The sequence below is a fragment of the Streptomyces sp. NPDC034037 genome (assembly GCF_055575715.1).
In genome coordinates this window covers 98,607-116,635 of record NZ_JBVISC010000006.1, presented here as the reverse complement: position 1 = coordinate 116,635, position 18,029 = coordinate 98,607, and the positions used below count along the sequence as shown (strand labels likewise).

At 71.2% G+C, this 18,029-nt stretch carries 14 protein-coding genes and 1 pseudogene; 8 read left to right on the top strand and 7 right to left on the bottom strand.

Annotated features, from left to right (window positions below; all coding sequences use genetic code 11):
- Positions 1–156: 156 nt before the first annotated feature.
- The 7 genes from ACZ516_RS21775 (at position 157) to ACZ516_RS21745 (ending at position 7,780) form a co-directional block, all read left to right on the top strand.
- On the top strand, positions 157–1,311 hold the full coding sequence (locus ACZ516_RS21775; protein WP_361086260.1) for a L,D-transpeptidase: 1,155 nt from the start codon (positions 157–159) through the stop codon (positions 1,309–1,311).
- A gap of 164 nt (positions 1,312–1,475) precedes the next feature.
- Entirely contained in the window at positions 1,476–2,717 is a 1,242-nt protein-coding gene (locus tag ACZ516_RS21770; RefSeq protein ID WP_361086263.1) for a L,D-transpeptidase, read from the top strand.
- A gap of 92 nt (positions 2,718–2,809) precedes the next feature.
- The gene (locus ACZ516_RS21765) at positions 2,810–3,577 is read left to right on the top strand and encodes an enoyl-CoA hydratase/isomerase family protein (protein ID WP_358582371.1); all 768 of its coding nucleotides are present in this window, start codon (positions 2,810–2,812) and stop codon (positions 3,575–3,577) included.
- Positions 3,578–3,761: 184 nt separating this feature from the next.
- Positions 3,762–4,370 carry an ATP-binding protein gene (locus ACZ516_RS21760; protein ID WP_469011603.1) on the top strand — a complete coding sequence of 203 codons (609 nt, stop codon included), beginning with the start codon at positions 3,762–3,764 and terminating at the stop codon, positions 4,368–4,370.
- A gap of 927 nt (positions 4,371–5,297) precedes the next feature.
- Complete coding sequence (locus ACZ516_RS21755; RefSeq protein ID WP_469011408.1) at positions 5,298–5,945, top strand: polysaccharide deacetylase family protein; 648 nt, start codon at positions 5,298–5,300, stop codon at positions 5,943–5,945.
- Complete coding sequence (locus ACZ516_RS21750) at positions 5,945–7,132, top strand: YncE family protein (RefSeq protein WP_358582364.1); 1,188 nt, start codon at positions 5,945–5,947, stop codon at positions 7,130–7,132. The genes ACZ516_RS21755 and ACZ516_RS21750 overlap by 1 nt, the downstream gene beginning before the upstream one ends.
- Before the next feature lie 96 nt (positions 7,133–7,228).
- Positions 7,229–7,780 carry a glycoside hydrolase family 25 protein gene (locus ACZ516_RS21745; protein ID WP_469011407.1) on the top strand — a complete coding sequence of 184 codons (552 nt, stop codon included), beginning with the start codon at positions 7,229–7,231 and terminating at the stop codon, positions 7,778–7,780.
- 26 nt (positions 7,781–7,806) lie between these two features.
- On the opposite strand, the gene ACZ516_RS21740 is transcribed toward ACZ516_RS21745, so the two are convergent.
- The 4 genes from ACZ516_RS21740 to ACZ516_RS21725 form a co-directional block, all read right to left on the bottom strand.
- Positions 7,807–8,466, bottom strand: a complete 660-nt coding sequence (locus ACZ516_RS21740) for an NADPH-dependent F420 reductase (RefSeq protein ID WP_469011406.1) — start codon at positions 8,464–8,466, stop codon at positions 7,807–7,809.
- A 208-nt stretch (positions 8,467–8,674) separates the two neighbouring features.
- Positions 8,675–8,887: an EF-hand domain-containing protein gene (locus tag ACZ516_RS21735; protein WP_358582359.1), complete on the bottom strand. Its 213-nt coding sequence runs from the start codon at positions 8,885–8,887 to the stop codon at positions 8,675–8,677.
- Between the two features lie 64 nt (positions 8,888–8,951).
- On the bottom strand, positions 8,952–11,534 hold the full coding sequence (locus ACZ516_RS21730; protein WP_469011405.1) for an AMP-binding protein: 2,583 nt from the start codon (positions 11,532–11,534) through the stop codon (positions 8,952–8,954).
- Complete coding sequence (locus tag ACZ516_RS21725; protein ID WP_361086280.1) at positions 11,534–13,036, bottom strand: MFS transporter; 1,503 nt, start codon at positions 13,034–13,036, stop codon at positions 11,534–11,536. The genes ACZ516_RS21730 and ACZ516_RS21725 overlap by 1 nt, the downstream gene beginning before the upstream one ends.
- Positions 13,037–13,540: 504 nt before the next feature.
- Here ACZ516_RS21725 and ACZ516_RS21720 point away from each other — a divergent pair.
- A complete protein-coding gene (locus tag ACZ516_RS21720; protein WP_361086282.1) occupies positions 13,541–14,572 on the top strand; it encodes a hypothetical protein in 1,032 nt (343 codons plus the stop codon).
- 71 nt (positions 14,573–14,643) lie between these two features.
- Here ACZ516_RS21720 and ACZ516_RS21715 read toward each other — a convergent pair whose 3' ends face one another.
- From ACZ516_RS21715 to ACZ516_RS21705, 3 genes and pseudogenes are all read right to left on the bottom strand, one after another.
- Positions 14,644–15,603 carry a hypothetical protein gene (locus ACZ516_RS21715; RefSeq protein WP_361086285.1) on the bottom strand — a complete coding sequence of 320 codons (960 nt, stop codon included), beginning with the start codon at positions 15,601–15,603 and terminating at the stop codon, positions 14,644–14,646.
- Positions 15,604–15,663: 60 nt separating this feature from the next.
- A pseudogene (gene ilvN, locus ACZ516_RS21710) lies at positions 15,664–15,894 on the bottom strand (acetolactate synthase small subunit); the annotation flags it as partial.
- Between the two features lie 7 nt (positions 15,895–15,901).
- Positions 15,902–17,725 (bottom strand): acetolactate synthase large subunit, encoded by a 1,824-nt coding sequence (locus ACZ516_RS21705; protein WP_469011404.1) that lies wholly within the window; start codon positions 17,723–17,725, stop codon positions 15,902–15,904.
- Positions 17,726–18,029 lie beyond the last annotated feature (304 nt).

Sequence of the window (18,029 nt, the reverse complement as noted above, 5' to 3'; positions counted from 1 at the left end):
CGTCCCGGCCGCGGCTCCCCCTACGTCGTCCTCCCCACTGTTCTGCCCAGCGCGCGGGTCGCACTCACGTTTCCCCGGGCGGCGCCGGTCGTTGGGCCCCACGTGAGACAGGTTGCGAGGCGCGCACGGCGCGCAGGGGCCGCGCTGGCCGCGGCGGTGACATGGGCAGGCCTGCTGGCCGGGGCGGCGGGCTGCGCCGGCGGGTTCGACGAGGTCCTCGGCAAACCGCGCTCGCCCGCGGACGTGATCCGGGTGACGCCCGACGACGAGAGCAAAGGGGTCAAGCCCGACGAACGGCTCCAGGTGCGGGTGCCCGGCGGCCGCCTGGAGTCGGTCAAGGTGGTCCGGACGCAGGACGCGCGGCAGTTCGACGTGCCCGGCCGCATCGACGCCGACGGCACCACCTGGCGGCCCCTGGACAAGGGCCCGCTCGCGACCGCCGCCACCTACAAGGTCGACGCCGTCGCCCTGGACGGCCACGGCCGCCGCGCCGCGCGCCACACGACCTTCCGCACGGCCGTCCCCGCCGAGCGTTTCGTCGCGTACGCGTCGCCGGAGAACCGCTCCACGGTCGGCACCGGCATGATCATCTCCCTGGAGTTCAACCAGGAGGTCGTCGACCGCGCGGCCGTCCAGCGCGCCATCGAGGTCACCGCGCGCCCCGCGGTCGACATCCGCCCGCACTGGTTCGGCAGGAGCCGGGTCGACTTCCGCCCCGAGAAGTACTGGAAGCCCGGCACCAAGGTGACCGTCGGCCTGCGGCTGCGCGACGTCCAGGCCGCGCCCGGCGTCTACGGCCTCCAGGACAAGACGTTCACGTTCACCGTCGGCCGCCACCAGGAGTCCCTGGTCGACGCCGCCGAGCACACCATGGAGGTGCGCCGCGACGGCGAGCTGATCTCCACGGTGCCGATCACGGCGGGCGCCCCCAAGACACCCACGTACAACGGGAAGATGGTGGTGACGGAGATGCTGGAGGTGACCCGCATGAACAGCCGCACCGTCGGCTTCGGCGGCGAGTACAACATCCCCGACGTGCCGCACGCCATCCGCCTGACGAGCTCCGGCACCTTCCTGCACGGCAACTACTGGGCGCCCGAGGCCCCCGGCGAGACCAACGTCAGCCATGGCTGCGTCGGCCTGCGCGACGTGAAGGGCGGCAGCTCCAAGACCCCCGCGGGCTGGTTCTTCGACCGGACCCTCATCGGGGACGTCGTGGAGGTGGTCAACAGCGATGACAAGAAAGTCGCTCCCGACAACGGCCTCGGCGGCTGGAACATGGAGTGGAAGGACTGGGTGAACAACGGCTGAACGAGGTCCCTCCGCACCCCACGCGCAGTTGGAACGCAACGGTGACATTGGCGGGGAGTCATCGCCCGGAGCCGTGTGGTTATCTATCGCTTGCGCGTGTCCGAAACGCGCAGGTGCACTGGGGTGCGGGCCTGGATCCAGGCCGTGCGAGGGGAGACAACATCGTGAACGGGCGACCGATATCGGGGACGTCGGTTGGCGCGCGCACGCGCGCGCGGCGAAGGGGCGCCAGGGGCCTGACGGTGGCGCTGTCGGGGGCGGCGCTGCTGATGGTGGCGGCGTGCGGCGGGGGAGGCGGCTCGGACGCGGGCGGCGACGGCAAGGACGCGGCGGACAAGAACGCGCCGTCGACGGCCGTCGTGACGATAGCCCCCAAGGACGGTTCGAAGTCGGTGGCCACCAGCGGCGCCCTGAAGATAGCCGCCGACAAGGGCAAGCTCTCCCAGGTCCGGGTCGAGGACGGCAAGGGCAACCCGGTCCCCGGCAAGATCACCTCGGGCGGCACGGCCTGGACGCCCGCGCACCACCTCGCGGCGGCCACGAAGTACAAGGTCCACGCGGTGGCGAAGGACTCCGAGGGCCGCGCGTCGGCCAAGGACACCACCTTCACCACGCTCACCCCGCAGAACACCTTCATCGGCCAGTTCACACCGGAGGACGGCTCGAAGGTCGGCGTCGGAATGCCGTTCTCGGTCAACTTCACGCGCGGCATCACCGAACCGGAGGCCGTCGAGAAGGCCATCGAGATCAAGACGGAGCCGTCCGTGCCGGTCGAGGGCCACTGGTTCGGCAACGACCGCCTCGACTTCCGCCCGGAGAAGTACTGGAAGGCCGGCACGAAGGTCACCGTCAAGCTCAACCTCGACGGCGTCGAGGGCCGCCCCGGCGTCTACGGCGAGCAGACCAAGACGCTGAAGTTCACCATCGGCCGCAGCCAGGTCTCCACCGTCGACGCCAAGACGCACCAGATGAGGGTCGTCCGCGACGGCGAGCAGATCAAGAAGATCCCGATCACCGCGGGCGCGCCCGGCACCACCACGTACAACGGCCAGATGGTCATCAGCGAGAAGCTCCAGGTCACCCGGATGAACGGGGAGACCGTCGGCTTCGGCGGCGAGTACGACATCAAGGACGTCCCGCACGCGATGCGCCTGTCGACCTCCGGCACGTTCATCCACGGCAACTACTGGTCGGGCGGCGCCTTCGGCAACACCAACGCCAGCCACGGCTGCATCGGCCTGAGCGACGTGCGCGGCGGCTACAGCAAGAAGACGCCCGCCGGATGGTTCTTCGAGAACTCGCTGATCGGTGACGTCGTCGTGGTGAAGAACTCCGCGGACAAGACCATCCAGCCCGAGAACGGCTACAACGGCTGGAACATGCCGTGGGAGCAGTGGAAGGCCTGACGCCACCCCCGTTACGGAGTGAGTGAGGGCCCGGCGCACTGTGACCAAGTGCACCGGGTCCCTCGGCGTTAACTGCCGCTAACGTGCCTGTCATGACTGCACACCTCGAAGTCGCCGAAGGCGTCGGCACGATCCGCCTCGACCGCCCCCCGATGAACGCCCTGGACATCGCCACCCAGGACCGCCTCAAGGAGCTGGCCGCCGAGGCCACGCGCCGTGACGACGTGCGCGCCGTGGTGATCTTCGGCGGGGAGAAGGTGTTCGCCGCCGGCGCGGACATCAAGGAGATGCAGGCCATGGACCACGCGGCGATGATCGCGCGCTCCGGGGCCCTCCAGGAGTCCTTCACCGCCGTGGCCCGCATCCCCAAGCCCGTCGTCGCCGCGGTCAACGGCTACGCGCTCGGCGGCGGTTGCGAGCTGGCGCTCTGCGCGGACTTCCGCATCGCCGCCGACAACGCCAAGCTCGGCCAGCCGGAGATCCTGCTCGGCCTCATCCCCGGCGCGGGCGGCACCCAGCGCCTGGCCCGCCTGGTCGGCCCGGCCAAGGCAAAGGACCTCATCTTCACCGGCCGCCAGGTCAAGGCCGCCGAGGCACTCGCCATCGGCCTGGTGGACCGCGTGGTGCCCGCCGCCGAGGTGTACGAGCAGGCCCACGCCTGGGCCGCGCGGCTCGCGCGCGGGCCGGCCATCGCGCTGCGCGCCGCCAAGGAGTCCATCGACGCGGGTCTCGAGGCGGACATCGACACGGGCCTGGCCATCGAACGCACGTGGTTCGCCGGTCTGTTCGCCACCGAGGACCGGGAGCGGGGCATGCGGAGCTTCGTCGAGGAGGGGCCGGGCAAGGCGAAGTTCCTCTGAGCGGTTTCGTTCGAACTGCCTTTCTGTTACGCCCAGTTGGGTCTTCCCGGTCAGCTCGGGCCGTCCCTCTAAGGGGCGGTTCGCGGGTGCCCTGACGAAAACTCCTCTCCCTCCGGCCCAGGCCGCGAGGGATCACCCAGGAGCGGCGGTCGCCGCAGGTCAGGGCCGCTCTCGCGGCTCATTTCTGCCGCTGGCATATGCCTACTCAACCCCCCGGAACGGTTGGTTCCGGGGGGCTTATTCCTTCGGAACGGCCCCGGCGGGCACGCCGGGCGGCCATGATGGGGGGATGGCGGGGCTGGAGGGTTACGAACGGCCGCGGCGGCAGCCGAGTGCGACCGCGGGACGCTGGTCGCCGGCGGTGGAGGACGAACACGCGCTGAAAGCGCTGGAGTTGTTCGGCAATCCGACGGACGCGGAAGTGCCGCTGCCCTCGCGCCCGGAGTCGGCCGCCATCGCGCGCCGCCTCGCCCAGGTCGTCGTCCTGCGCCACTGGCACCTCTCCGCGAAGCTCACCGAGGACGTCGTCCTGCTCGTCTCCGAACTCGTCGGGAACGCCGTGCGGCACACCGGGGCCCGCGTCTTCGGGCTGCGCATGCACCGGCGGCGCGGCTGGATCCGCGTCGAGGTCCGCGACCCCTCGCGCGGTCTGCCCTGTCTGATGCCGGTCCAGGAGACGGACCTGAGCGGCCGCGGCCTCTTCCTCGTCGACAAGCTCTCCGACCGGTGGGGCGTGGACCTGCTCCCGCGCGGCAAGACGACGTGGTTCGAGATGCGGGTCGCCGACCGCTGACGTCCGCCCCCGGACACGCGAAAGCCCCCTGCGGGCCACGGTCGGGCACGGCGGGGGCTTTCGGGAAGCGGCGTGGACGAGGGGGTGTGACCACGGCCGCCGGACGACCTGAGCCCGGGTCAATGGGGGTCGCGTCCCCGACTATGGCAGACGGGGGCCGACGATCCAAAACCCCCTATCCGGGCATATAGGGACAAGAAGTGACAGTTTAGAGGTGAATCCTTGGTGAGATGGGACACCTGCCTGGAAAACGGTGGACGAGCGGCGGCTACGACTGGCGATAAGCAAGGCCTGCGGTGGCTCCCGAACGGGCGGCCTCCCGGCTGAGCGAGGGTGCGAAGCGGGTCAATCACCGCGAATCGCCCACCAGGCCCATTAAATGGTCGCGTGACAGCGCATGCGAGGGCCGCGGGCCTCCCGGACCAGGAACCGCCGAACGCGAGGGCCGACACGGGTGGCCCGCCGGCCCCAGCCATGCCGCCCATCTCCGCCACACCGCCCGCCCTAGCCGGCCCGGTGGCCCCAGTCACCCAGCCCGCGCCGCCCGCGTCGGCCGCCCTGCTGGGCTCAGCGGCGCCGCCTGCCCCAGTAGTCCCGCTCGCCTCGACCGCGCCGCCCACCCCGGCCGCCCCGCTCGTCTCGGCCGCGCCGTCTGCCCCCGTCATGCCGGTCGCCCTGTCCGGGCCGCCCATCCCGGCCGAGCCGCAGGGCTCAGCCGTGCCGCTCGATCTGTCCGCGCCGCCCGCCCCAGCTGCCCCGGTGGACCCAGCTGTCCCGTGCGTCTCAGGCTCGCCCCAGTCGCCCCCGCCCGGGCGGCGTGGGGTGCTGTGGGGCGGGGTGTCGGTCGCTGCCGCGGGTGCCGGTGTCGCGCTGCTCGGTGGGTGTGGGAGTGGGCGCCCGAGGGTGCCCGCGCGGGAGCGTTCGTCCGTGGCCAAGGCGCCGCCGGCCGCCCCCGCGCCGCGTCGTTTCCCCGATCTGCCCGGGCAGATCGAGCACGGGCCCCGCAAGCGCCCGGAGGTCGCCCTCACCTTTCACGGGCAGGGCGACCCCGCCATCGCGAGGGCGCTGCTCGCCGAGGCGGAGCGGGCCGGCGCCAGGGTCACCGTGCTCGCTGTCGGCGGCTGGCTCGACGCCCACCCCGACCTCGCCCACCGCATTCTCGACGGCGGCCACGACCTGGGCAACCACACCCTCCACCACCTCGACGTCAACGCCATGCCGGAAGCCGACGCCTACGCCGAGATCACCGGCTGCGCGGAGCGGCTGCGCCGCCTCACCGGCTCCATCGGCACCTGGTTCCGCCCCTCGCGGGCCCGCACGGCGACCCCCCTCGTCGAACGGCTCGCCCACCGCGCCGGCTACCCGCACGTCCTGTCCTACGACGTCGATTCCCTCGACTTCACCTCGCCGGGCGCCCCGGCCGTCACCCGCAAGATCGCCGCCGAGGTCCGCGCGGGATCCGTGGTGAGCCTGCACTTCGGGTACGCGGACACCGTCGCCGCGCTCCCCGCCGTCCTGCAAGAACTGGAACGCCGCGGCCTGCGCGCGGTGACGACCACGGAGCTGCTGACCTGATGTCCCGCATCGCACTGAACCTGACCACCCGCGCCGCCGCCGTCCTCGCCGCGGGCGCGGTGCTCGCCGCCCTCGCCGGCTGCGGCACCGACGAGCGGTCCGACGAGGCCCTCGGCACCAAGGGCGCCCGCGAGCCCGCCAGGCCGAAGGCGATCCGCGGCCTGCCCGGCATGCCGCCGGTCCTGGACCCCAAGGACGCCTACGCCGCCGACCGCCCGAACGCCCTGGCGCCCGTGGCCAGGAAGTTCCTGTCGCGCGTCTACGTCCCGAACACCGAGTCCGACACGGTGTCCGTCATCGACCCCGAGAAGTTCAAGGTCGTCGAGACCATCAAGGTCGGCGACCAGCCCCAGCACGTCGTCCCCTCCTGGGACATGAAGACGCTCTGGGTCAACAACGACCTCGGCGACAGTCTCACCGCCATCGATCCGGTGACCGGCAAGCCGGGCCGCACAGTCGAGGTCTCCGACCCCTACAACCTCTACTTCACGCCGAACGGCAAGCACGCCGTCGTGATGGCGTCCATGGACCGCGAGCTGGTCTTCCGCGACCCGAAGACCATGAACCGCGTCAAGACGGTCCCGGTCACCTGCGCGGGCGTCAACCACGCCGACTTCTCCATGGACGGGCGCTACTTCATCGTCTCCTGCGAGTTCTCCGGTGAGCTGCTCAAGGTCGACACGGAGAAGATGGAGGTCGTCGGCCAGCGGAAGATCCCCTTCAAGGGCGCCATGCCGCAGGACGTGAAGATGTCCCCGGACGGCAAGACCTTCTACGTCGCCGACATGATGGCGCACGGCATGTGGGTCCTCGACGGCGAGAAGTTCACGGAGCCGAAGCTGCTGCCGACCGGAAAGGGCTGCCACGGCCTCTACGTCAGCCGCGACTCCAAGGAGATGTACATCTCCAACCGCGGCGAGGGCACCATCTCCGTCTTCGACTTCCCGAAGAACCGGCTCACCAAGAAGTGGAAGCTCTCCCGGGGCGCCAGCCCCGACATGGGCGGTGTCTCCGCGGACGGCAACACCCTGTGGCTGTCCGGGCGCTACGACTCCGAGGTGTACGCCATCGACACCCGCACCGGGGTCGAGCTGGGCCGCATCCCGGTCGGCAGCGGCCCGCACGGCCTCGCCGTCTACCCGCAGCCGGGCCGCTACTCACTGGGGCACACCGGCATCTTCCGTTGACAGATGGACGGTTGACGGTTGACGCATGCCGACACCGGGCACAAAAGGGGCAGTTCGCAAACCCCCCCACCGTACCCTCGCCCACCGGAGGCCGTCATGCTGCGCGGCATCGATGTCAGCTCCCACCAGACCACGTTCGACACCGACGGCCTCTGCTTCGTCTTCGTCAAGGCGACGGAGGGGCGCTCGTACGTCAACCCGAGACTGGCCGAGCAGACGAAGCTGGCCCGCGACGGCGACTGCGTCGTCGGCTACTACCACTTCCTGTGGCCGGGGAACATCAAGGCCCAGGCCGAGTACTTCGTCGCCAGGGCCCCCGAGAAGAAGGGGGACCTGCTCGCGGTGGACTGGGAGTGGACGGGCGACCACACCCGCGCGACCAACGGCGAGAAGGACCGCTTCATCCGGGAGGTGAAGCGGCTCCGTCCCGACCACCGGGTGCTGCTCTACTGCAACCGCGACTTCTGGCTCAACCACGACACGACGTCGTATGCCGGCGACGGCCTGTGGATCGCCGACTACGTGAGCGCCGGGAAGCCGCGCATCAAGGCGCCGTGGACGTTCCACCAGTACACGTCGTCACCGGTGGACAAGAACGTCGCCCGCTTCGAGAGCGAGGACGCCCTGCGGGAGTGGGCCTCGCCCTAGGGCGCCGCGGCGTCCCGGCGGAAAGGTCAGGCGCGCCACTCGGCCGTGCGCTCGGGGGAGGCCGCCCGCAGGGCCTCGCGGATCGCCTCGACGCCGCCGGTGTTGCCGTACACGGGAGTCCCCGGCTGCTGGCGCCACGACTCGTCCTGGCCGCCGTTGTCGACGGTGTCGAAGCCGAGTTCGTCGAGCAGATCGCGTACGACCTTCTTGGCGGCGTCGTCGTCACCGGACACCGGCAGGGCGACGCGGTCCGGGGCGCCCTGGGGCCGCGGCTTGTCGAGGATGTCCTGGGCGTAGGTGCCGTTGAACGCCTTGACGACGGAGTGGCCGATCTGCCGCTCCGTCCAGCGGCTCTCGGTCAGGCCCTCCTCGATCTCGGCGATCCTGCCGTCGCGCTGCTGCGGGTAGTAGTTGCCGGTGTCGATGACGACGACGTCCTTCGCCGCTGCGTCCAAAAAGCCCTTGGGCAGGTCCGGGACCGCCTTGAGGGGGATCGTCACCACGACGACCTGCGCGCCGCGCGCGGCCTCCTCCACCGGGACGGGCGTCGCCCCGGTCTCCTCGGCGAGGGCGGTCAGGGTGTGCGGGCCGCGGGAGTTCGCGACGGAGACGTCGTGACCGAGAGCGGTCAGGCGGCGGGTGAGGTTGCCGCCGATGTTGCCCGCGCCGATGATGCCGATCTTCATGACTGCCCCTTTGGTGATGCGCTGCCGTACCGGTTGGCCCACCGCGTGTTTCGGCGGGCCAATGCGTATACGGAGGTAACCTCCGGAAGCGCGGGGGTATTCCGGCGGGGCCGCCGGATCGCGGGCGCAGGCACCCCCGGACACGGCGAGGGGCCCGGCGCACGAATGCGCCGGGCCCCTCCGGCCGCGACTGCTTGTTCAGGCTCGACTACTTGTTCAGGCTCGCCCAGAACTCGTCAAAGGACAGCCGCTTGTCCGCGTCCACGTCCTTCGCGCCGATGACGGCCTCGGCCACCGTCTCGGTCATGTAGAAGTCGCCCATCTTGGCCATGGCGCTCTTCCACTCGGCCGCCGTGATGAAACCGTCGCCGTCCGCGTCGAACTGGTCGAACGTCCTGCGCGCTTCCTCGATGTCCGCCACCGGATCCACCCCTTCTCAATGCACTACTGACGGGGGTCAGGGTAACGGCCGCCCCTGGTCCGGCTCACAACGAGTGCTGTGCCCGGGCGACCAGCCAGTCCCGGACCAGCTCGTCGTTGGGCGATTCGAGCAGCGCGAAGTGGTCGACGGGCAGCCGGTCCACGGCGGCGTCCGGCAGGATCTCCCGCCACTGGCCCAGCGCCCGCCCGCCGGTCCACGGCTCGTCGCCGCCGGCCGCCACGGCGGTCGGGCCGCGGCGGGCGTAGTCGATCTCGCCGCCCGTGTCGCCCTGGAGGATGCGCACGGGCAGCCCGCCCGGCTCACCGAGGACCAGGCCGTCCAGCACCCGCGCGTTCGACTCGTACACCGCCCAGGCGTCCTCGATCTCCCGCTGCCCCGCGTCCCGCGCCAGGGTCCCCGCGTCCTTGGCCGCCGCGGTGACCGCCGCCAGGTCGAACCCGCCGGACGCGTCGACGAACCGCTCCGCGGGCACCGGGATCGACCAGCCGACCCGCACGAAGATGTCGAAGGCGTCCCGCACGCTCACCCGGTGCGCGCCCGGGTCCGGCGGGTCGATGAGCAGGGCCCGCACCGGGTCGCCGAGCCGGTCGCGCAGCCGGCGGGCGACCTCGTAGCCGAACACGCCGCCCAGCGAGAACCCGGACACGCAGACGGTGCCGTACCCGTCGACGCCGCTCGCCAGCAGCACCTCGGCCAGCCCGTCGGCGAGGGCCGCCATGCCCTTGCCGGACAGTTCCGGCGGGGTCTCCATGGCCCACACGGTGTCCTCGGGAGGCAGCAGCCTGGACAGCGACGCGTAGCGCGTGACGGCGCCGGACAGCGGCGGCAGGAAGACCCACAGCCTGTCCTCGCCCGCCGGACGCATCCGCACCAGCGTGGTGCCGGTGGTGTGGTGCGCGGTCGGGATCCCCTCGCGGCGATCGGTCAGCAGGCGCACCAGCGCGTCGAAGGACGGCGTCCGGTACAGCTCGGCGGCGCGCACCTGCACGCCGAGCCGGTCGCGCACCTGGGTGATCAGCTCGATCGCCCTGACCGAGTCGCCGCCCACCGCGAAGAAGCTCGCCGACTCGTCCTCGGGCGGGCTGCCGAGGACCTGCCGCCACGCGAGCCGCAGCTGCGCGGCGACATCCGCCGGGTCGGCGCCCTCCTCGGCCTCCGGGGCCGTCAGGCTTCGGGCGCGCTCCAGGAGCGCGGCCTGATCGACCTTGCCGCGCGACGTCAGCGGGAACTCGTCCACCACGCTCACCCGCGCGGGCACCATGTAGTCGGGCAGGGAGTCGGCCAGCCGCCGCGCGATCACCGCCGCCGGATCCGTCCCCGGCGCGCGGCCCGCGTCCAGCCGGACGAACGCGGCGAGCAGCCGGCCGCCGGCCCCTTCGTACGGCACGACCACCGCGTCGAGGACGAAGTCGATGGCCAGCAGGCGCGAGACGATCTCGCCGAGTTCGACCCGGAAGCCGCCGTTGACCTTGACCTGCGCGTCGAAGCGGCCGTGCAGGTCGTAGCCGCCGTCGGGCCGCGCCGTCGCCACGTCGCCGGTGCGGTAGGACCACTCCCCGTCGAGCAGGTGGAACGCCGGGGAGGACGCCGCCCGCCCCAGATAGCCGCGGCCGACCGCGACGCCCTGGATGACGAGGCCGGCCGAGGTGCCGTCCTCGCCCAGCGGTTCGAGGCGGAACCGGACACCCTCGATCGGCGCGCCGATCGCGATGGCGTCGCCGGGCAGCAGGTCCCGGTAGCAGACGACGACGGCCGTCTCGGTGGGACCGTAGCCGTTCACCACGCGGGTGCCGCCCGGCGCGACGACCGCCCAGGACGCCACCGCGCGCCGCGTCGGCGCCTCGCCGCCCGCCATCACCAGGCGCAGCTCCGGCGCGGTGTGGCCGGCCGACCCGGCCAGCTCGGCGCCGAACCGGTTGAACACGCCCGTCGGCAGGCTCAGCACGGTGATGCCGAGGCGGCGGCAGTGGTGCAGGAACTCCTCGGCGCCGCCGTACACGAACGTCTCGTCGCGGAAGACGAGTTCACAGCCGACGGCCAGGGACGTGCAGATCTGCTCCAGCGCGAGGTCGAACGCGATGGAGGAGAAGAACAGCCGGGTGTCGGCCGAGGTCAGGCCGTACCAGTCGATGGTGCGCCGGACGTGGTTGTCCAGCGCGGCCTGCTCGACGACGACGCCCTTGGGCACTCCCGTCGACCCCGAGGTGTAGGCGACGTACGCGGCGGGCGAGGTGCGCCGGACCAGCCGTTCGTCCAGCGGCGGGCCGGGCCGGGGGCCGCGCGCCGGGCCCGCCCCGGTGATCAGCGCGGCCGGCCCGCAGTCGTCGATGATCAACTGCTTGCGGGCCTCGGGCAGATCGGGCTCCAACAGGGTGAAGGCCGCACCCACGCGGCTGACCGCGGCCATCGCCACGACCGTGTCGAAGCCGACCGGCAGGTCGATGACCACCACGCTCTCCGGTCCTGCCCCCAGGTCGCGCAGCCGCTCGGCCAGGGTGTCCGCGGCCGCCGCGAGGTCGCGGTAGCTCAGCCGGTGATCGCCGCGGGACAGCGCGGTCCGCTCGGGACGGTCGATCGCGTGCGCGGCGATCGCGGCGTACAGCGTGGCGCCGGTTTCCGAAGTCATCAGGCGTTCACCTTTCGCGAACTGGGAGTGGGGGAGGGGGCCTTGGCGGTGGCGGGCAGCAGCACCAGGACGGTGATCGCGGCGGCCGAGGCCACCACCGCGCCGACGATCCAGGCGATGAGCAGGCCGGAGCCGACTCCGTCGGTGAACCACGCCGTGGCCCCTCCGGCGCCACGGGCGATCAGGGCGTGGCCCTCGGTCACGGACGCCGCCGCGCCCCCCGGCAGGCCGGGCACCGAGTCGACCCGCGCCCGGTAGCCGGCGGTGAACACCAGGCCCATCACGGCGACGCCACCGGCCCCGCAGATCTGCTGGAACATGGCGTTCACGGACGATCCGACGCCCGCGTCGGAGGGCCGCAGGCCGCTGACGATCAGCGTGAGCGCGGGTCCGACGGACAGTCCCATGCCGAGCCCGCAGCACAGCAGCCCCGCCGCGAGCAGCGGATAGCGCAGATCGAGGGCGGCCAGGGCGCAGCAGGCGCAGCCGAGGGCGCCGAGGCCGAGCCCGATCGCCACGGCGGCCTTGGCCCCGACCCGCGCGACGACCGCGACGCAGGACAGGGAGGCGACGGTCAGCCCGATCGCCAGCGGCAGCAGCCCGGCGCCGGCGAGCAAGGGGCTCCAGCCCAGGCCGTACTGGGTGAACTGGCCGGCCAGGAACACCGTGCCGAACAGGGCGAAGAACAGTCCGGACATGGCCACGACGGCGCCGGTGAACGTCCGCTCCCGGAAGTAGCCGAGGTCGAACAGCGGCCGGTCGGTGCGCCGTTCGTGGACGGTGTAGCCGACCAGGGTCAGCAGACCGGCGGCGCCGAGTCCGAGCCGCAGCAGGCCGGGAAGCCGGTCGTCGGCGGCGAAGATGATCGCCGAGGCGAACACCGCGACCCCGGCTAGCAGCAGCAGCGCCCCGACGGGGCTCGGGCGCTTCCCGGTGGGCACCGGCTCCCTGCGCCGGATGAGCGTGGCCGTGCCGGCGAGGGCGATCGCGCCGACCGGCACATTGATCAGGAAGATCGATCCGTACCAGAACCGGGTCAGCAGCAGCCCGCCGAGCACCGGGCCGATGGCCACCCCGAGCCCCACGACGGCCGGCCACAGCGCGAGGACGCGCCGCCGCTCGCCGTCGGTCAACTCCGCGGCGAACAGACCGAAGATGCTCGGCACGATGAACGCGGCGCCGATGCCCATGCCCGCGCGGGAGAGCACCAGCGCGAGCACCGAGGGCGCGAACGCGCCCAGCAGCGAGGCGGCGGTGAAGACGGTGAGGCCCACCGCGTAGGAGCGGCGGGCCCCCATGCGGTCGACGGCGCTGCCCGCGACGATGAGGGACGACGCGAAGACCAGCATGTAGGCGTCGATGGCGAGTTGGACGTCCGGCGTGCCCGCCCCCAGCGAGGCCGAGATGCGCGGCACCGCGGTGTTGATGATGGAATTGTCCGCGGAAACCATGAACAGGCTCAGGTAGGCGGTGGCCACGACACCGAACGTGCGGGATGTCATTTCTGGCCGATTTTCTGCCGGCGACATGTGGTTCTCGATCTTCTCTCATGCCCGCGGCGAGGCGTCGGCAGGCATTCGGGTGGCATCCACGCGGAGTGGATATGCCGGGCGGCTGAATCGAGAAGTGTCGGCGTTCCGCGTCCCGGCAAGGGGAAAGTGTGGGGTGGCTTTCCGGGTGATGACCTTGTGAGCCCCCGACGCGCAAGCTATTTTCAGCTCGCCTGTTTCAGACGCTAGCAGTCGGCCTCGAGGAAGATCAATCCCGGGTGGCTGGGATCACACGGTGTCCACTCCCGTGCGCGGCAAGTGGATGCGGCTGGTTCCCCGGGTCCGTGGCCGGGGCGTACGGCGTTCACCGCCCTCGGGTGAACAGGCCGAAAACAGTGGGCACTCACAGGTTTCGACGCAGGTTTTGACTCTGCCTCAAATTCATGGACAACGGTGAAAGCGCGGGGGTTAACTTCCCAGCCGAGGCGTGGAATTCACTTTCTCCAAGGAGCGTAAATGACTGTCGAGGCCGCCATCGGGACCAGTTGGACCATCACCCCGGAGTTCGTGTTCACGGACGCGGAGCGCGAGGCCTTGGAGTCCGCGCTCGCCGGTGTCACGGCGAACCCCTATCGCCTTTACGAGGCCCACCGCTTCCAGGTGGGTCAGCTCATATCCACCGACGCCGTCCCGGCCCGCTTCCGTGCCTACGTCGACTCGCTGGCGACCCGCGACCGCGCCACCGAGCCCGTGGTGGTCCTGAAGAACGTGCCCCACGACCGCGACGTACCCGTATTCGACTTCGACCAGCCGGTGCGCTCCAAGTACGAGCTGAAGAAGACGTTCGTCGCCGAGGGGTTCCTCGCGCTGTTCGCCCAGCTGGCGAACACCCCGGCCATCGGATACGTCAACGTCAACGACGGCGACGTCTTCCAGGACATCTACCCGCAGCGCCGGCTGCAGAGCAGCCAGTCGCAGAAGGCGCTCAACCAGATCCACTTCCACAAGGACCTGGCCAACCACTTCGTGCGCCCGGACCAGGTGTACATGGTCGGCATGCGCAGCACCCCGGTGAACGAGGTCTACACGTCGTTCGTCCGCAACATCGACGTCATCGCCTCATTCACCGAGGAGGAGCTGGCGCTGCTGCGCTCCGCCGAGTTCTACACGCCCTTCGACGACCTGAGCACCATGGGCGGCGGCCGGGTCGAGCTCGGTGAGGCGGACATGCACCCGATCATCGGCGGGCGCGGCCCGGAGGACCTCCGGTTCTTCGAGAACCGCACGGTGGGGGTCACCGACGCCGCCAAGGCCATCGTGCCGAAGGTCGCCGAGACCCTGCACAAGCTCAAGCAGCGGGTGTTCATCGAGCCCGGCGACTTCGTGGTCACGTACAACAACCACACGATCCACGCCAAGGAGGTCGTCGAGGTCGGTGACCCGGAGGCGCTGCAGACGCGCTGGATCATCAAGACGGTGAACGTGGACGACATGGCCCCCCACAAGGAGCACCTGGTCCCCGGCACCGACCACCTGATCAACGGCTGACCGGCCCCGGCGCCCGGCCGGCGCCCCGGCAAGGGGGCGTCCGGCCGGTGGTCGCGGCGGCGTCGCGGCCGTCAGAACAGCTGCGGGAGCATGCTCGTCTCCGCCGTGACGTGCGCGGTGAGGAGCGCCGAACCGACGGGCGTCAGGACGTGCTTGACCGCCTTGCCGATGCGGTGCGTGGCCACCAGGCCCCCGTTGCGCAGCGCGGACACGTGCACCGAGGCGGTGCCCGCGCTGACGCCGAGCCGGTCCGCCAGTTCCGTGGTCCCGCAGCCGGCGCCGATGTTCAGCAGCGCCGCCGCGCGGCCGCGGCCGAGCAGCGCGCCGAGCCGGGTGGGGGCGACGGCCTCGTCGTCCCAGATCCGGCGGTGGCCGGAGGCGGGGTAGGTGATCACCGACCCTCCCGCGCCCGTCAGGAGCACGCGCGTGCGCTGGAACACCGAGGGCACCAGGATCAGTTCGCGCTCGCCGCCCGCGGGCTCGCCGCGGACCTCGCGCACGGTGACCCCGGGCAGGCTGTCGACGACCTGGCGGACGCCGTACGCGGCGAGGTCGTGCGCGCGCAGCGCGACATCCGACTCCAGGGCGGTCCTGATCCGGGGCCAGTCCTCGGCGAGACACTCCTGGAAGAACTCGCGCACCGGCCCCTCCATCGGCCCGAGAGCCGCGAAGTCGGTCTCCTGGCGGCCGGCCCCGCCCCGCTCCCGCAGCGCCAGCCGGCCCGCCGCGAGCCGCATGTGGCGCTGGACCGCGGAGGGGGTGAAGGCGTGCCGCTTGCCGAACTTCGGGCCGCGCGGGCGGCGGCCGAGCGCGGCCGGGTACTGGCCGCACAGGAGTTCGGCCGCCGCGAGGACCTCCAGGAGCGGCGAGACGGAGAAGCGGCATCGGGACAGCTCGCGCGCCGAGATGCCGAGGGTGATCCGGTCACCGCGTTCGCCGCGGTCCCGCGGCGGGCGAGCGGGCGTCGAGCGGGTCGGTGCTTGTGCTGCGGTCCGCTGACTGATCAGCGGAGGCTGAGCGGCGATGGACATCCGGTGTGGTCTCCCCCCGACCTTCACGGCTTGGTGCTCCCGGCGCTGTCACCGGGGCTGTTCTTGTATGGAGATGACGTTGACGAGCTTGTGGAGCTGCTGGACGACCTGCTCCAGCGGGCGCTCCTCCACCACGTCGACGACGATCGTCATGTGCGAGGTGGTCGGTTCGTCGGTCGGTCCCACCGACAAGGAGTCGATGTTGAAGCCGCGGCGCGAGAAGAGCCCGGCGATCCGGGTCAGGGCACCGGCCTTGTTCTCGACGCGGACGGAGAGTGTGTGCTTCGACATGGCGTTCCTACTCCTCGTCGTCACCGAAGTCGGGACGGATGCCGCGGGCGGCCATGATGGCGTCGTTGGAGGTGCCGGCCGCGACCATCGGCCACACCATCGCGTCCTCGTGGACGATGAAGTCGATGACCACGGGGGCGTCGTCGAGGGCCATGGCCTTCTCGATCGTCGCGTCCAGCTCCTCGGGCGTCTCGCAGCGCAGCGCGTGGCAGCCCATGGCCTCGGCGAGCTTGACGAAGTCCGGGACGCGGGTGCCGCCGGGCGCTCCTTCGGCCGCCTTTCCGCCGGCGGCCTTTCCGGCGTGCAGCACGGTGTTGGAGTACCGCTGCCCGTAGAAGAGGGTCTGCCACTGGCGGACCATGCCGAGGACGCCGTTGTTGATGATCGCGACCTTGATCGGGATGTTGTTGAGCGCGCAGGTGACCAGTTCCTGGTTGGTCATCTGGAAGCAGCCGTCGCCGTCGATCGCCCAGACCGTCGCCCCGGGCTCGCCCACCTTGGCGCCCATCGCGGCAGGCACGGCGTAGCCCATGGTGCCCGCGCCGCCGGAGTTGAGCCAGCTGCCCGGCCGGTCGTACGTGATGAACTGGGAGGCCCACATCTGGTGCTGGCCCACACCGGCCGTGAAGATCGTGGAGTCGTCGGTCAGCTCCCCGATGCGCCGGATGACCTCCTGCGGGGAGAGGCGGCCGGCCGGGGCCGGCTCGTGGCCCAGCGGATACCTCGCGCGCCAGTCGTCGAGCAGCTTCCACCAGGCGGTGAGGTCGGCCGCGGTGCCCTTCGGCCCTTCGCGCAGGGCGGCGACGAGGTCCACCAGCACCTCGCGGGCGTCCCCGACGATCGGCACGTCCGCGAAGCGGTTCTTGCCGATCTCGGCGGGGTCGATGTCGGCGTGCACGACCTTGGCGTGCGGCGCGAAGCTGTCCAGCCTGCCGGTGACGCGGTCGTCGAACCGCACGCCGAGGGCGACGATCAGGTCCGCCTTCTGCAGCGCCGTCACGGCCGCGACCGTCCCGTGCATGCCGGGCATCCCCAGGTGCTGGGGGTGGCTGTCGGGGAAGGCGCCGATGCCCATGAGGGTCGTGGTGACCGGGATGCCGGTGAGTTCCGCCAGGGTCCGCAGCTCGGCGCAGGCCCGTGCCTTGAGGACGCCGCCACCGACGTAGAGCACCGGGCGCTCGGCGGCGGCGATCAGCCGGGCGGCCTCGTGGATCTGCTTGCTGTTCGGCCTGGTCGTCGGGCGGTAGCCGGGGAGCCGGTGCTCGGCCGGCCACCGGAAGACCGTCTCCTTCTGCAGCGCGTCCTTGGTGATGTCGACCAGGACGGGCCCGGGACGGCCGGTCGAGGCGATGTGGAAGGCCTCGGAGATCGCCCGGGGAATGTCGTCCGGGTCGGTGACCAGGAAGCTGTGTTTGGTGATCGGCATGGTGATGCCGCAGATGTCCGCCTCCTGGAAGGCGTCCGTGCCGATCGAGGAACTCATCACCTGGCCGGTGATCGCCACGATGGGCACCGAGTCCATGTAGGCGTCGGCGATCGGGGTGACCAGGTTGGTGGCGCCCGGACCGCTCGTCGCCATGCAGACGCCGACCTTGCCGGTGGCCTGCGCGTAACCGGTCGCGGCATGGCCCGCGCCCTGTTCGTGCCGCACCAGGATGTGCCGCACCTTCGTCGAGTCCATCAGCGCGTCGTACGCCGGGGTGATCGCGCCGCCCGGTATGCCGAACGCCGTTTCCGCGCCGACGAGTTCGAGGGATCGGACGAGGGACTGGGCGCCGGTCATGGTCCCGGATTCAGGCGTGGAGAGGGGTATGTCTGCGAGCTGGTTCATCAATTCCGGATTTCTTCTTGGTGCCGCTTGGGACGGGCCCGGGGCCGGGGATGGCGGTGACGGGGAGGCGTCACCGGGTGCCCGGGGAAAAGCGGCGGGATATGCCAAGAACGAAAACCCGCGAGAGAGGCGCAGGGTATGCGCTCAGGCCTCGGGCGTGCGGTCCGACGGAGCGGGACCGTCGGTGTGCGTGATGCGTATCCGCTGGTGAGCGGAGCTTGATCATAGGCACAGCGGTCCGTGGAGCGACAGTGCAATCTCGAATAATGAAGGTAAAGAGATTGTTGAATGCACGTTTCTTGAA